Raw genomic sequence first — 16,474 nt, 5'->3', positions numbered from 1 at the left:
AAAGAAAAATAGACCAAATTATGGACGATATCAATACAACATCAAACGAAATCACAAATGAAAATGTGAATTTTGAAACGAGAATCAATTTAGGACCACTTTTAGATCACGTAAACACAATCAAAAAAGAGATTGAAACCGTAATTGTGGGACAGCACAAAATGGTAGATCAGCTTTTGGTTGCTATTTTATCAAATGGTCACGTACTTTTAGAAGGTGTTCCCGGAGTTGCCAAAACAATCACGGCTAAATTATTGGCTAAAACTTTAAATATCGGTTTCAGCAGAATTCAGTTTACTCCCGATTTAATGCCTTCTGATATTTTAGGAACTTCTATTTTCAATCTGAAAAATTCAGAATTTGAGTTTAAAAAAGGGCCAATTTTTTCTAATTTGATTTTAATTGATGAAATCAACCGTGCTCCAGCAAAAACACAAGCTGCTCTTTTTGAAGTAATGGAAGAACGCCAGATTACTATTGACGGTTCTGCTTATCAATTAGAAGCTCCATTTTTGGTTATTGCAACTCAGAACCCCATAGAGCAGGAAGGAACTTATCGTTTGCCTGAAGCGCAATTGGACCGTTTTCTTTTTAAAATTACGATTGATTATCCAAAACTGAACGAGGAAATTTTAATTATACAAAGGGAACATTCTTTACAAGATCACGGAAAACTAGATGCCATCAAAACGATTCTTTCTGCTGAAGAAATCAAAGGATATCAAGCTTTGGTAAAACAAATTAGAGTAGAACAAAATTTACTTGAATACATTGCCCGAATTGTAGTAAATACACGCGAAAATGCCTTTTTATATTTAGGAGCATCGCCTCGTGCTTCGATCGCTATTTTGAACGCCTCAAAAGGTTTTGCTGCAATACGCGGACGCGATTTCGTTACGCCTGAGGATATTAAAGAAGCGGCAATTCCAGTTTTACAGCACCGTGTAATTGTTGCGCCAGAACGTGAAATGGAAGGAATTACAAGCTCTGAAATCATTAAACAGATTATTGAAACAGTAGAAATTCCGAGATAATTTAAGTTTTCAGTCGCAGTCTTAGTTTACAGTTATTCTGAAACTGAAAAACTTGCAAACAACACTTGTTTCCCGAGCGAAATATAATCGTATAAAGGGCTTCGACTTCGCTCAGCCTGACAAACAGAGACAAAACTTGAAACCTGAAACCTGAAACTTGAAACTTGAAACAAAAAAATGAAATTCATAAAAAGTTTATATCTGAACAATTTCTTTTTCTATGTGCTAATAGGCATTATAGGATTGTTTATCTGTGCCTTTATTTTTCCGAATATGTATAATGCGGTTTGGTTATTGGTTTTAGGTTTGGTTACTTTTTTAGGACTTGACATTTTACTTTTATATCTATCCAGAACAGGACTTGAAGCAGAAAGAATTACGCCTGAAAAATTATCAAACGGAGATTTAAATCCAATTAAAATTAATCTTAAAAATCATTATACTTTTCCTATTTCGGCTAAGATTATTGATGAAATTCCGTTTCAATTTCAGATTCGCGACTTCAAAATAAAAAAAACAATAAAAGCGGCCACGCAAAAAGAAATTGGTTACGATCTTCGTCCAACAGAACGTGGAGAATACCATTTCGGTTCTTTAAATATTTACGTTTCTTCGCCTTTAAGACTTATTTCTAGAAGATTTTCTTTTGATAATAATCAAATGGTTCCGACCTATCCTTCTTACATTCAATTAAGAAAATACGATCTGATTGCTTTTTCAAACAATTTATTTCAATACGGAATCAAAAAAATACGCCGAATTGGCCACACAATGGAGTTTGAGCAGATTAAAGAATATGTTCAAGGCGACGATTTAAGAACGCTAAACTGGAAAGCAACTGCAAAAAGAAACTCGTTGATGGTGAATCAGTTTCAGGACGAAAAATCGCAATCGGTTTATATGGCAATCGATAAAGGTCGCGTCATGCAAATGCCTTTTGACGGATTAAGTTTATTGGATTACGCCATTAATTCTTCCTTGGTTCTATCGAATGTCATTTTGAAAAAACAAGACAAGGCAGGTCTTTTTTCTTTTTCTAAAAAAGTAGAAAATCGAGTTTTTGCCGAAAGAAGAGGTTCGCAGATGCAGAAAATCCTTGAAACGTTATACAACGTAAAAACAGATTTCTTCGAAAGTGATTACAGCCGATTGTATGTTGACATTAAAAAAAATATCAATCAGAGAAGTTTGATCATTCTATATACCAATTTTGAAACAATGGATGGTTTAAATCGTCAATTGCCATATTTAAAAGGAATTGCCAAAAGCCATTTATTGGTTGTGGTTTTCTTTCAAAACACAGAATTGAATTCCATCATCAATAAAAAAACAACCACAATTCAAGAAGTTTACGACAAAGTAATTGCCGAAAAATTCATGTTCGAAAAACGATTAATTGTAAACGAATTGAAGAAATACGGAATCCATTCGGTTCTCACGCAGCCTGAAAACCTGACTTTAGATGCTATCAATAAATATTTGGAGATTAAGTCTAGAGGGATTTTATAGACGTCTTTAATCTGTTAACTTATGGTTATTTTAAAGATGGGCTTTACTATTATCTCTTTTATTAAATTAGTTTTGAAAGAAAATAATCTGAATATAACAACATAAAACAGATAGAAAATGAAAAAAGCAATCCTAGTTCTGTTCCTTTTACTAAGCATTCAATCTCGAGCCCAAAAAACAGAAAATATCATTATCATTACTACAGATGGTTTTAGGTGGCAGGAAGTTTTTAAAGGCATTGATCCTGCGATTGCCAATGATAAAAAATTCAATCAAGGAGACAGTGCTTATATTTATAAAAAATATAGTGATTCTGATATCAAAGAAGCACGTAAAAAGCTCATGCCTTTTTTCTGGTCGGAAATTGCTACAAAAGGCCAAATTTACGGAAATCGAGATTTAGGAAACAATGTCGATGTTGCCAATCCGTATTGGTTTAGTTATCCTGGTTATAGCGAAATTATGACTGGAAATGTAGATTTAAAAGTCAATTCAAACAGCTATAAAGCCAATCCTAATGTGAATGTTCTGGAGTTTTTTAATCAGCAGACTAAACTAAAAGGAAAAGTTGCGGCATTTGGTGCATGGGATGCTTTTGACAGAATCTTAAATGAAGAAAGAAGCGGTTTTCCTGTAATTTCTGCATTTGATAAAGTGGGCGGAAACAAACCCACAGCAGCTCAGCATTTATTAAATGAAATGCGTGACAATTCATATAAACCATTTCACATGGATGAATGCCTAGATGTCTTTACGCATTATCAAGCTTTAGATGAATTGAAAACTAAAAAACCAAAAGTACTTTATATTGCATACGGTGAAACCGATGAATGGGCACATCACGCACAATATCGTTCGTACTTGGACGCAGCCAATCAAGTCGATAAATGGATTCAGGAAATTTGGAATTTTGTTCAAAATGATCCGCAATACAAAAACAAAACAACTCTTTTCATAACAGTCGATCACGGACGCGGTGACAAAGTAAAAGCACAATGGACCGATCACGGTTCTGATGTTCCAGGCGCTTCAGAAATTTGGTTCGCCACAATTGGACCTGAAATTGCTCCAAAAGGCGAAATCAAAACAAACTCACAATTATATCAAAAACAGTTTGCTCAAACTTTAGCAAAAATTATGGGATATAATTTCAAAACGGATCATCCTGTTGAAACAGAGATTAAAGAAGTTTTCGAGAAATAGTTTTTTATAGCCACGAATTCACGAATTATTAAAAAATAGAATTCGTGAATTCGTGGCTATAAAACCTTTGTCGCTCTGTCACTTTGCATCTTTAAAAAAATTCTCAGTACCTTAGCGCCTTAGAAACTCAGCATATCAAAAAATGAAACAAATTACTTCAGTTCAAAATCCGTATATAAAATCTTTGGTTTTACTTCAAGAAAAAGCCAAAGCTAGAAAACAAACTGGAACATTTTTGATTGAAGGACAAAGAGAAATTTCATTGGCTATAAAAGGCGGTTACGAAATCGAAACTGTTTTATTTTTACCAGAATTAGTTTCAGAATCAGAAATCAATAAACTGATTCAGAATCCGTTTCAGATTATCGAAATCAAAAAAGAAGTTTATCAAAAGCTAGCGTATCGCGATACTACAGAAGGAATTCTAGCTGTTGCTAAAACGAAATCTTTAAAATTATCTGATTTAAAATTATCTGATAATCCATTAATTTTAGTTGTCGAATCTTTAGAAAAACCAGGTAATATCGGTGCTGTTTTACGTACAGCCGATGCAGCCAATTTAGATGCTGTTTTAATTGCCAATCCAAAAAGCGATTTGTACAACCCGAATATTGTGCGTTCGAGTGTTGGATGCCTTTTTACCAACCAAATTGCAACTGGAAAATCGGAAGAAATTATTGCTTTTTTGAAAGAAAAAAAGATCAATTTCTACAGTGCTACTTTACAAAATTCAACTTCATATCATACGCAAAATTTCAGTACTCCAACCGCTTTGGTTGTAGGCACAGAAGCAACGGGTTTAACCCAGCAATGGCGTGATGAAGCAACGCAGAATATCATTATTCCAATGCAAGGAGAAATCGACAGCATGAATGTTTCTGTTGCTGCTGCCATTTTAATTTTTGAAGCGAAAAGACAAAGAGGGTTCTGATTAAAAAAGGTTCTGAGGTTCTGAGGTTTAAATTAAAAGTCTTCAAGTTTTAATTTTTAATTTTTAATCTTTAATTTTTAATTAAAAAAACAACTACTTCAATGTCAGGCTGAGCGAAGTTGAAGTCTTATTTCTAGTGTGCAAAAATCTAAAATCTAATATCTAAAATCTACAATCATATAGCCTTGCGTATGTTCAAACTAATTCTTATTTTTAGTACTTGAACTATGCCGTTATGACAGAAATAGATATAGAAAAAGAAAACAAAGCTATTGCGCAGGAATACAAGGAATTACTTCGAATAAGTTACCAAACTTTAAGCCCTACTGACAAGAAATTAATTAGAAAAGCTTTTGATGTTGCCGTTGATGCTCACAAAGATCAGAGACGTAAATCTGGCGAAGCTTATATCTTTCATCCTATTGCAGTTGCAAAAATTGTTGCCTCAGAAATTGGTCTGGGCGCGACTTCTATCGCTGCGGCTTTAATGCACGATGTTGTCGAAGATACTCCAATGACGGTTGAAGATATTGAGCGTTTGTTTAACCCCAAAGTGGCTCAGCTAGTTGAAGGACTTACCAAAATATCTTTGGTTCAAAAAGATTTGAATGCTTCAATGCAGGCTGAGAATTTCAGAAAAATGATTCTTACATTGAATGATGATGTTCGTGTAATTCTGATAAAATTAGCCGATCGCCTTCACAACATGCAAACTATGGACTCGATGGCGGAATACAAACAGACCAAAATCGCATCTGAAACTTTATACATTTATGCTCCCCTTGCCCACCGTTTGGGACTTTACAATATCAAAACTAAACTTGAGGATTTAGGTTTAAAATATACTGAACCTGCTGTTTATGATGACATTGTAAGTAAAATCCGTGAAACGAAAGAAGAGCAAGATGCATACATCAAAGATATATCGGACGTTCTGAAAAAATCTTTAGACAATGAAGGTGTAGATTACATTATCAAAGGACGTCCAAAATCAATTTATTCTATTCGTAGAAAAATGCGTGCTCAAAACGTAACTTTTGATGAAGTTTATGACAAGTTCGCTCTTAGGATTGTCTATAAAGCAGATCCGCACGAAGAAAAATTTATTGCTTGGAAAATATATTCAATCGTAACAGATCATTACAGACCTAGCCCAAGTCGTCTTCGTGATTGGATTTCATCACCAAAATCAACTGGTTACGAAGCGCTTCACATTACAGTAATGGGACCAAAAGGGCGCTGGGTTGAAGTACAGGTTCGAAGCGAACGTATGGACGAAATCGCCGAAAAAGGTTACGCAGCACATTATAAATACAAAAACAACGGCGCTACAGAAGAAAGTGGCTTGGATACTTGGCTAAACCTTCTTCGCGAAGCCTTAGAAAATCCAGAAACCAACGCGGTAGATTTTGTTGAAGATTTTAAAATGAATTTATATTCTAAAGAAATCTTTGTCTTTACGCCAAAAGGAGAAATCAAATCGTTGCCAAAAGGCGCCACTTCTTTGGATTTTGCTTTTAGCATTCACTCAGAAATCGGAATCAAAACCCGCGGAACTCGTGTAAATGGAAGATTAGTCCCTTTAAATCATGAATTAAAAAGTGGTGATCAGGTTGAAGTTATAACTTCTCCAAACCAAAAACCAACGGTAAACTGGCTGGACTACGTAACGACTTCGAGAGCAAAAAATAAAATTAAAAACGTTCTTAATGAGAACACCAAAAAAATTGCAGAAGAAGGAAAAGAATTACTTGTTAGAAAATTAAAACATTTAAAAGTTACGTTCAACGAACAAGTAACAAATGAGTTAGTTAATTTCTTCAAATTAAAAACAAGTTTAGATTTATTTTATAGAGTTGGAATTGGCGCGATTGAGAATCAGCAGTTAAAAGATTATGCTGCGCAGAAAAGCAATTCGTTTATCAATTTCTTCAAAAATAAAATTAAGCGAACAAAAGACACTGCAGATGAAGACATTCACAAACCAGTCATTAGCAGTAATTACGACATGCTGGTTTTTGGAACCGAGCATGACAAGTTAGATTATAAACTTTCACAATGCTGCAACCCAATTCCTGGTGACGATGTTTTTGGTTTCGTTACGATTAATGAAGGGATAAAAGTACATAAAAAAGATTGTCCGAATGCAATCGGAATGCAGTCTAATTATGCTTACAGAATCATGAGTGCCAAATGGATTGATTCTTCTCAAGAAGAATTTAAAGCCATTATCAATATTACAGGAATGGACGTTTTAGGACTTACCAACCAATTGACAAAAGTAATTTCAAACAATATGAGCGTAAATATTCAAAGTATTTCGCTGAGTACCGATGCTGGAATTTTCCACGGACAAGTTGCTGTAATTGTTAAAAACAATACGATTTTGAAAAAAATGATTAGCGCCATTAAGAAAATTGATGGGGTCGATAAGGTTACGAGAGAGTACAGAACCTAACTTTTTAGGGAAACTATAAGAATTTTGTAACGAAACTTTAAACCCGAAACTTTTATTCATTAAAAATAAAAAATTATCTTTGCCGGATATGACACTTATTTCAACTGACAACACTAAGAATCAAGAAATTGTAAAAAATGTTTTTACACTATATCTTGAACAAAAAGGGCATCGCAAAACTCCTGAGCGTTATGCTATACTTCAGGAAATTTACGATAGCGAGGAGCATTTTGATATAGAAAATCTATACATCAAAATGAAAAACAAGAACTATCGTGTGAGTAGAGCTACTTTATACAACACGATCGAGTTATTGTTAGACTGCGCTTTGGTTAGAAAACATCAATTTGGACAAAATCAGGCTTACTACGAAAAATCATATTTTGATAAACAGCATGATCACATCATTATGACTGATTCGGGTGAGGTAATTGAATTTTGTGATCCAAGAATTCAGACCATCAAAAAAACGATCGAAGAAATTTTTGATATTGAAATCACAAATCATTCGCTTTATTTCTACGGAAACAAAAAGCAGAATTCAAATTCATAGTCTGTAAAATCAGACTTTTCAAAAAAATAAAAAAAAAGAAAATTAACTACATAATCAGTAGGACAGCTTAGATTGTCCCAACGCAAATTAAAACAGAATGACCGTAGATTTATTACTAGGATTACAATGGGGAGATGAAGGTAAAGGAAAAATTGTAGACGTACTTACCTCAAATTATGATATTATTGCACGTTTTCAAGGAGGACCAAATGCAGGACATACTTTAGAATTTGACGGAATTAAACACGTACTTAGAACAATCCCTTCTGGAATTTTTCATAAAAACTCAGTAAATGTTATCGGAAATGGTGTTGTAATTGATCCTGTAGTTTTTCAAAAAGAAATTGAAGGTTTGGAGAAATTCAACCTTGATATCAAAAGCAAATTAATCATTTCTAGAAAAGCGCATTTAATTTTACCAACGCACCGTTTATTAGACGCAGCTTCTGAAGCTTCTAAAGGTAAAGCTAAAATTGGTTCTACTCTTAAAGGAATTGGACCAACTTATATGGACAAAACAGGTAGAAATGGTTTACGTGTTGGTGACATCGAATTAGAAGATTTTAAAGAGCGTTACAGAGCTTTGGCAGACAAACACGAAGCTATGATTGCTTTCTACGATGTTAATATCCAATACAACTTAGCTGAACTTGAAAAAGAATTCTTCGAAGCTATCGAAGATTTGAAAAAATTAGATTTTATTGACAGTGAAGAATATATGCACCAAGCTCAAAAAGCAGGCAAATCTATTCTTTGCGAAGGTGCTCAAGGATCTTTATTAGATGTTGATTTCGGAACTTATCCTTTCGTAACTTCATCAAACACTACTGCTGCTGGAGCTTGTACAGGTTTAGGAATTGCTCCTAACAAAATCAAAGAAGTGTACGGAATTTTCAAAGCTTATGTTACACGTGTAGGTAGCGGACCTTTCCCAACTGAACTTTTTGACGAAGTTGGTGCTACAATGGCAAAAGTGGGTAACGAATTTGGTTCTGTAACAGGAAGACAAAGACGTTGCGGATGGTTAGATCTTGTTGCTTTAAAATATGCAGTTCAAGTTAACGGAGTTACTCAGTTAATGATGATGAAAGGTGATGTACTTTCTGGTTTTGAAACTTTAAAAGTTTGTACAGAGTACAACTACAAAGGACAAAACATTTCTCACTTCCCTTACAACATTGAGCCAGAAAATGTTACCCCTGTTTACAAAGAGTTCAAAGGATGGAAGCAAGATTTAACTGGATTGACAACTTACGATCAATTGCCAATTGAGCTAAAAGAATATATTGAGTTTATTGAAAAAGAAATCGAAGTACCAATCAAAATTGTATCGGTTGGACCAGATAGAAAACAAACAATAACAAAATAATGCATTTAAACGCTCTGATTTTCAGAGCGTTTTTTTTTGACTATTTACTACTGACATGAGAAAAAATCCTGAAATTGAGATTACAGAAACCAAGTTATTATCAGACAATTGGTATATCTTAAACAAAGTTACTTTTAACTATACAAAAGAAAACGAAAAAATAGAATCGCATATTCGCGAAGTTTACGACCGCGGAAATGGTGCAGGAATATTGCTATACAATACCGCTAAAAAAACAGTTATTCTAACGAGACAATTTCGTCTGCCAACTTATCTTAACGGAAATAAAACTGGAATGATGATTGAAGTTTGCGCTGGACTTTTGGATAAAGACAATGCAGAACAAGCTATTATTCGCGAAACAGAAGAAGAAACTGGCTATCGTTTAAGTAAAGTTCAAAAAGTTATCGAAACGTATATGTCCCCAGGTTCTGTAACCGAAATTCTATACCTTTTTGTGGGGGAATACAACGAAAACATGAAAGTAAGCGAAGGCGGCGGACTGGATGCTGAACAGGAAAACATAGAGGTTCTAGAATTTACTTTTGATGAAGCTTACGCTATGATCGAATCTGGAGAAATTTCAGATGCTAAAACGATTATGTTATTGCAACACGCTAAAATAAAAGGATTGATTTAATTTTTTTTGAGTATTTTAGATTAACCAAACAGTCCAAAATGCTCAAATTTAAAATAGTCTTTATTTTCCTTTTGCCATTATTTGTTATCTCACAAAACAAAAAATGGCCAGCTGAAAAACTCAAACAAGATTTAACCTTGTTTAAGGAAATAAGAGAAAAAACGAATTCTGGACTTTATAAATACAGAACAAAACAGCAGATTGACAGTATTTATTCTTGGGCTTTTTCGCAAATCAAAGAGCCAAAAGAACTTATCGATTTCTATAAAATAATACTGCATATTACCGATTTTGAAGGAAGTCTTCACAATGACACTACACTTCCTGATGATTTTGAAAAAACATATTCATCAGGAAATGTTTTCTTTCCGTATCCCGTAAAACTAATCCAAAATCGGTTACTTCTTAATTTTGAAAATCCAGAAATTCCGCTGGGTTCTCAAATTTATAGCATTAATGGCATTGAGACCAGCAAAATTCTTTCATCTCTCTTTAAGTATTACACAACAGACGGTTACAACATTACAGGAAAATCGATTGGAATTGGAAGCTCTTTCGCCAAATATTTCCAAATGGAATATGGTTCTCAAAAAAGCTTTTTAGTCGAATATTCACTTCCAAATCAAACGCAAAAACTAACGAAAACTATTTCTCCTGTTTCGAATGAAATTCGAAAAGAAAACTTTAAAAACCGATTTTCTTTGCCAATTGACAGTCTGCAATACAATCGTGCAAAAAACAAATATTCTTTTAAAATAATTTCTAAAAATACAGTCCTTCTTTCTGTTCATACTTTTGTAATTGGCCGAAATGCAAAAGACAAACAGCATATCGCCTATAAAAAATATTTAGACAGCTGTTTTCAATATCTTTCTAAACATTCCGAAATTCAGAACTTAATTGTTGATGTTAGAAACAATGGCGGTGGCACCGATCCGAATGATATTGTTACTTTTTCTTATTTGACACAAAAGGCCTATCGCGAAAATGCTTCAGCTTATGTAAATTTTCAAAAAATACCTTTCCCAAATTATTTTGTTTACGAAGAAACGAACATCAAAAAACAGCGAGAAGAACGCAAGGATTTTGAAGATGAATTAAAAGAAGAATTTCCGAAATTCGAAAACGGAAAATATTTTCAAGACGAAAAATTCAATCCATTACTACAACCTGATCAAAACCGTTTTAAAGGGCAAATCTATATGCTTATTAGTCCGAGAATTGCTTCCGCTGGATCGCTTTTTGCTTCGCTTGTTGCAGGAAATACAAATGCAATTGTAATTGGCGAAGAAACCATGGGCGGTTATTACGAACATAATGGCCATACCCCTATTGAATATGAATTACCAAATACAAAAATCAAAACACAGTTTTCTATTGTAAATCTAGAACAAGATGTTCCTAAAAAAACAAATCAAATTTTTGGAAGAGGAATAATTCCAGATCATGAAATTTTACAGACTTTTGAAGATTTCATGAAAAATAGAGATACACAATTGGAGTATACTTTGAAACAAATCGAACATAAATAACTTAACCTAAAAGCTAAATCATGGGATTATTTGACCTATTCAAGAAAAAAGAAACTACACAGAAAAACGAAACTCTTCAGAAAGACGAAACTCCTCAAAAAGACGAAAAAGGTGCATTACTTGCGATGCCGTTGTTTAATAACAACGAAAGTTACAGTATAGATCGTGTAATTGAAAACCTGAAAAATTTCTGGGGATTATCTATTGTCAATTTTTCAGGAAATGATAATTCGGCTATTTTTAAATTAGAGAATGAATTAGTAGCTATAGCTTATGTGCCCGCACAAATTCCTGGCGAAGAGCTTTCAACAAGTATTCAATATGCCTACAATTGGCATACTGCAGGAGAAGATTTAAAAAACTACACTGGGCATGCAATCGTTTCTGTCATGTCCTCACAGGGAAGCCAAGTAGAACGATATACCCTTTTAAGCAAATTATTATGTTCGGTCCTTTCTACTTCAAATTCAATAGGCGTTCATCAAGCAAAACAAACCCTATTAATTCCTAGAGATCAATATTTAGAAAACATTCCTGATTTACAGCAAGGAAAATCTCCTGTTCAAGTGTGGATTTACATTGGCATCAAAACGTCTGAGCAAGGAAATTATATGTATACTTATGGATTACCTGAATTTGGAAAACAAGAAATGGAAATCTTACAATCTCCTTTGGATCTGCCAGAACTCTTTAATTTCTTTACCAGCATTATTTCATACGTTATTAATAGCGATGTTACATTACGAAACGGAGAAACTTTAGGATATACGGAAGACCAGAAAATAAAAATTACAGCTTCGAAAGGATTTTTTGTCGAAGGGCAAACTTTAAGATTAGAAGTATAGTCTTTTCAATTCCATAATCATAGACAATTTTATTTTACACGAGTTCTTTTCTTTCATCAATTTAAAATGAAAATCCCGAAACCAATTCCAAAAATTATGTAACCCTTTTCAGCTATCATAATCATAACTTTATATTCATAAAAATACAACCTATGAAAAAGTTATATTATACCGCCAACGCCCTACTTATATTGATATTGATTTTAATGGTTTCCTGTAAAAAAACAGATACTATTGAAATAACTGAAAATAAAACCGCTAAAAAAGTAGTTGAATACAAAGAACCAGAATCGGAAGTTTCTTATCAGTTTCAAAAAACAAAAGAATGGCTGAAAGCTAATGAATCTGACAGCACGAAAATGAATATTATTTATGCGATAAACAGAACCGATAAAGCCAATTTAAAAAAACTGGATTCGGTTGTAATTCCTGCTGATTTTAGTGGAGATCTGGTTTATTATCTTCCGTTTCCAATTCATGTTGCAGCTTTACAGGAAGTTTCAAAAATTATCTTGTTTTCTTATCCAACACAGACTTTCGCAGCATACGAAAATGGTGAATTGGTTCGTACAGGACCAACTAATATGGGAAGAAAAAAAGATCCTACACCAACGGGATTATTTTTCACGAATTGGAAAGCTGAAAAAACAACCAGCACTTTTAATGATGAGTGGGAATTGAAATGGAATTTTAATATTGAAAATAAATTAGGAGTTGGTTTTCACCAATATGAATTGCCTGGTTATCCAGCTTCTCATTCTTGCTTACGTTTATTAGAAAAAGATGCCAAATACCTTTATACATTTGCTGATGAATGGATTCTAAAAGACAAAGAAAATGTAAAAGTAAAAGGAACTCCAGTAATTGTTTTTGGAAGTTATAATTTCGACGGAACAAAACCGTGGTTGCAACTCGCATCAGATCCAAAAGCTTTAAATATTTCAGAATCTGAAATTGAAACGCAGGTTAATCCGTTCTTAAAAGAAATTTTAGAGAACCAAAACCTTAGAGAAGCTGAACCAAAAAACACTTTATAAAAATATATTCTTAGTATATATATAAAGCTGAAATGATTTCGATTGTTTCAGCTTTTTTTGGTTTAAACACATAGAAACATAGTTTTCTGCTAAAGTCCTGAGCCTTAATTTTTACAAACCACCAGCTTTAGCTGGTGGCAATTCATTTTCAAATCTTTGAACCTTTGAGCCTTTGAGCCTTTGAGCCTTTGCCTCTTTGAACCTAAAAAACTCAGAATCTCAGAACCTTAGCATCTTAGAATCTAAAAACAAACATAAATAAGCGATCGTTCATTTATTATTTTCATATCTTTGTACCGTAATTAATTAGAATTATGAGAACCAGAGATATTAATAAAGAAGAAATTGTAAAGAAAAAAGCAATAGAAATGATTGTTGCGCAAGGCGTAGAAGGCTTCGGAATGAATCGTTTGGCAAAGGAATGTGGAATATCTGTAGCAACTCTCTACATCTATTATTCGGACAAGGAAGATTTGATTCGTAAAATTGGAATCGAAATTGGCCAAAATTTCTTTGAAAAGATGTTTGATGGTTTCTCTACAGACATGTCTTTCAGAGACGGATTAAGAAACCAATGGGAAAATCGTATTTATTTCACTCAAAATTTCGCATTACAGACTACTTGTTTTGAACTTTTAAGACATTCCACTCATGGCGATGCAATCATACAAGAAGTCACAGGGAAATATAAGCAAATGATGACTGAATTTATGCTTTCGGCAATTGAAAGAAAAGAACTTATTTCTGTTCCTTATGAAGTCTTTTGGAGCATTGCTTATGGTTCCCTTTACTCTCTTTTAGAATTTCATAGAGACGGAAAATCAATGTCTGGAAAATCTTTTGTTCTTAATGAGGAGATTATAAATGAAGCTTTTAATCTGGTTTTAAAAGCGCTAACACCATAATTTTTCAATTACAACAACAATTGCAAAAATCAATTTTAGATAATATCAAAACACAATGAAAACTTCAATTATAGAAAATAAAAAAATTGCCATTATTGGCGGCGGTCCAGTTGGGCTAACTACGGCTAGGATTTTACAAATAAACGGTGCCAATGTTACAGTTTACGAAAGAGATATAAATTCACAAGCTAGAACTTCCGGTGGAACGCTTGATATTCATTCAGATTCTGGTCAGTTTGCAATTCAAAAAGCGGGCTTAATGGATGAATTCTACAAATATGCGAGACCAACTGGCGAGAAAATGGCTGACATGGATGGAAATATAACTTCTGATGAAATGCCGGATCAAACCAATGCTTTTTCGCGTCCAGAAATTGACAGAAATGATCTTAGAAAAATTATGCTGGATAATATTAAAGAGAATACAGTTGTTTGGGATAGTCAGTTAATTAATCTCGAAAAACATGAAAACCAATATATTTTGGAATTTAAAAATGGAACAACCGTAACTGCCGATTTCGTAATTGTTGCAAATGGAGGAAGATCTAATGCTAGAAAATTTGTAAGTGATCAAGAACCTCAACTTTCGGGAACTTATATTATTCAAGGCGAAATTGTAAACCCAGATCAAGATTATCCTGAATTTAAACCAAAATTCGGAAACGGAAATGTAATGGCAATGGGTGAACACAAAATGTTTTATACTCATACCATGAGCGATGGTTCAGTACATTTTGGCGTTTCTTTTAAAGCTGATAAAGATTGGATTTCAAACCATGGAATCAATTTTGAAGACGATAAAGCTGTGATTACGTTTTTAAATGAAACTTTTAAAAACTGGGGCGATGATTACAAAAAGTTCTTTGCTGCTTCGACTGAATTTTCTGGTTTACCTTTAAGATTATTTTCATTAGAAGAGTCTTGGAAAGAACATTCAAACATTACGCTTGTTGGCGACGCAGCACATTTAATGCCTCCATTTGCTGGCGAAGGTGTAAATATGGGATTGTTTGATGCTTTTCATTTAACCCAAAATTTAACCAACGGAAAATTCGAAACCATTGATGAAGCAATCGCTGATTATGAGAAAAAAATGTTTGGTTACGCTTTAGAAGCACAGCGTATGACCAAAAAAATGGAAGATTTACTGCATTCTGATATTGTTGCGGAAGACATTTTAAACAGCCGTTACGAATAAGAATAAATTTCATAGCTTTATAGTTATGACCGATATTTCTAAAAATAAGAAAACTTGCAAAAAAGGACATCACTATTTCAAAACCAGTGATTGCCCTACTTGCCCCATTTGCGAAGCGGAACGAAAACCAGATTCTGGACTTTTAGCTGTTTTATCTGCTCCAGCACGAAGAGCTTTAGAAAGCAAGAACATAAAAACTGCAGAAGATTTATCTCGATATACAAAAGAAGAAATCTTATCGTTGCACGGAATTGGTCCAAGCAGTCTGCCCAAACTTCTTGAAGAATTAAAAAAGAATAATCTTACTTTTAAAGAAAACAATTATAACAGAATAAAGTAGTTTTTATTTCTTACTTTCGTTTTCTTGAGCAGAAAAAAGCTCTTTAAACTACTTATGAAAAAACTATTTTTATTTCTCTTTGCTTTAGTTACCTTTTTAAACTACGGTCAATCAAATCCAACTTTAGATTTTAAAATACGATTCTCCCCTCAAACGATTTACAATCAAACAATGGCAAATTCGGCTTCATACGAACTTACTTATGAAGGATCTGAAGAATTTCTGAATACGCTAAAATCTTCTGGCGTTAAAAATCCAACGATAACCAATTCGACTGTTGATATAGAATCCGTTTTTAAAACAGGAAAAACCAATGCCGAAGGAAATTTCCCTGTTATAATTGAGTATCTAAAATCTCTAGACAATAAAGGAAATACAATTATTCCGAATGGTACCTTAATCTACGGAAAAGGATCAACATCTTCATTGCCAAAAATGGACTCTATTGTTGCAAAAGGTCTTGATGAAGCATCTAAAAACATGATTTTTGAAATCGTTAAAAACTCTTTTTCGCAACTTGCATTGCCTGAAAAGAAAATAAAAATTGGCGAAGCATTTTCTCAAGAAAGTCCACTTACCATTCCAATTGGAGCACTAAATATTGATATGTCGATCACAACGATCTACAAACTAATCAGCATTGTTGACAAAAATGCATATTTTGATATTAACCAAGTTTATACCGCAAATATCTCATCTGAAAACCTTAACAATATCATTGTATCGGGAACTGGAACAGGGAAAATGACTTATGACATTCCTAATTATTTTGCGAGTGAAAACGTCGTTGATATGAAACTCATGTTTGACTTAAAACAAGATGAATTTAATATCAAATTAAACTCGGCAACAAGCATTAAACAAACTGCTAGAATCAGCAAAATCAAATGAAAAAAGGCATAAGAATTATTTCTTACGCC

15 protein-coding genes are annotated in these 16,474 nt (G+C 33.4%); all 15 read left to right on the top strand.

The genetic code is table 11. From position 1 onward, the window contains the following. Window positions 1-20: 20 nt before the first annotated feature. The 15 genes from JI750_RS08470 to JI750_RS08400 all read left to right on the top strand — a co-directional run bounded on the left by JI750_RS08470 (window position 21) and on the right by JI750_RS08400 (window position 16,445). Window positions 21-1,034: an AAA family ATPase gene (locus tag JI750_RS08470; RefSeq protein WP_202000291.1), complete on the top strand. Its 1,014-nt coding sequence runs from the start codon at window positions 21-23 to the stop codon at window positions 1,032-1,034. A 177-nt stretch (window positions 1,035-1,211) separates the two neighbouring features. Then, window positions 1,212-2,543 carry a DUF58 domain-containing protein gene (locus tag JI750_RS08465; protein WP_202000288.1) on the top strand — a complete coding sequence of 444 codons (1,332 nt, stop codon included), beginning with the start codon at window positions 1,212-1,214 and terminating at the stop codon, window positions 2,541-2,543. A 117-nt stretch (window positions 2,544-2,660) separates the two neighbouring features. Continuing rightward, window positions 2,661-3,746 (top strand): alkaline phosphatase family protein, encoded by a 1,086-nt coding sequence (locus JI750_RS08460; RefSeq protein WP_202000286.1) that lies wholly within the window; start codon window positions 2,661-2,663, stop codon window positions 3,744-3,746. A gap of 142 nt (window positions 3,747-3,888) precedes the next feature. Continuing rightward, window positions 3,889-4,677 carry a TrmH family RNA methyltransferase gene (locus tag JI750_RS08455; RefSeq protein ID WP_202000283.1) on the top strand — a complete coding sequence of 263 codons (789 nt, stop codon included), beginning with the start codon at window positions 3,889-3,891 and terminating at the stop codon, window positions 4,675-4,677. A gap of 235 nt (window positions 4,678-4,912) precedes the next feature. Next, window positions 4,913-7,135, top strand: coding sequence for a RelA/SpoT family protein (locus JI750_RS08450; RefSeq protein ID WP_202000278.1), 2,223 nt, complete (start codon window positions 4,913-4,915; stop codon window positions 7,133-7,135). Window positions 7,136-7,223: 88 nt separating this feature from the next. Continuing rightward, entirely contained in the window at window positions 7,224-7,688 is a 465-nt protein-coding gene (locus JI750_RS08445) for a Fur family transcriptional regulator (protein WP_008462215.1), read from the top strand. Between the two features lie 97 nt (window positions 7,689-7,785). After that, a complete protein-coding gene (locus JI750_RS08440) occupies window positions 7,786-9,057 on the top strand; it encodes an adenylosuccinate synthase (RefSeq protein WP_202000275.1) in 1,272 nt (423 codons plus the stop codon). Window positions 9,058-9,112: 55 nt separating this feature from the next. Next, the gene (locus tag JI750_RS08435; protein WP_202000272.1) at window positions 9,113-9,697 is read left to right on the top strand and encodes an NUDIX domain-containing protein; all 585 of its coding nucleotides are present in this window, start codon (window positions 9,113-9,115) and stop codon (window positions 9,695-9,697) included. Window positions 9,698-9,735: 38 nt separating this feature from the next. Continuing rightward, complete coding sequence (locus tag JI750_RS08430) at window positions 9,736-11,229, top strand: S41 family peptidase (protein ID WP_202000269.1); 1,494 nt, start codon at window positions 9,736-9,738, stop codon at window positions 11,227-11,229. Between the two features lie 20 nt (window positions 11,230-11,249). Continuing rightward, entirely contained in the window at window positions 11,250-12,074 is an 825-nt protein-coding gene (locus tag JI750_RS08425) for a DUF4261 domain-containing protein (RefSeq protein WP_202000266.1), read from the top strand. Between the two features lie 152 nt (window positions 12,075-12,226). Beyond that, window positions 12,227-13,111 (top strand): L,D-transpeptidase, encoded by an 885-nt coding sequence (locus JI750_RS08420; protein ID WP_202000262.1) that lies wholly within the window; start codon window positions 12,227-12,229, stop codon window positions 13,109-13,111. Window positions 13,112-13,425: 314 nt separating this feature from the next. Further along, the gene (locus JI750_RS08415) at window positions 13,426-14,016 is read left to right on the top strand and encodes a TetR/AcrR family transcriptional regulator (protein ID WP_202000259.1); all 591 of its coding nucleotides are present in this window, start codon (window positions 13,426-13,428) and stop codon (window positions 14,014-14,016) included. Window positions 14,017-14,071: 55 nt separating this feature from the next. Then, a complete protein-coding gene (locus JI750_RS08410) occupies window positions 14,072-15,214 on the top strand; it encodes an FAD-dependent oxidoreductase (protein ID WP_202000256.1) in 1,143 nt (380 codons plus the stop codon). A gap of 25 nt (window positions 15,215-15,239) precedes the next feature. After that, a complete protein-coding gene (locus JI750_RS08405) occupies window positions 15,240-15,554 on the top strand; it encodes a DNA-directed RNA polymerase subunit alpha C-terminal domain-containing protein (protein ID WP_202000253.1) in 315 nt (104 codons plus the stop codon). Window positions 15,555-15,608: 54 nt separating this feature from the next. Then, complete coding sequence (locus tag JI750_RS08400; protein ID WP_202000251.1) at window positions 15,609-16,445, top strand: hypothetical protein; 837 nt, start codon at window positions 15,609-15,611, stop codon at window positions 16,443-16,445. Window positions 16,446-16,474 lie beyond the last annotated feature (29 nt).

It is taken from the genome of Flavobacterium tagetis, from assembly GCF_016735615.1.
GTDB lineage: Bacteria > Bacteroidota > Bacteroidia > Flavobacteriales > Flavobacteriaceae > Flavobacterium > Flavobacterium tagetis.
This window is presented reverse-complemented; position numbering and strand designations above follow the sequence as displayed.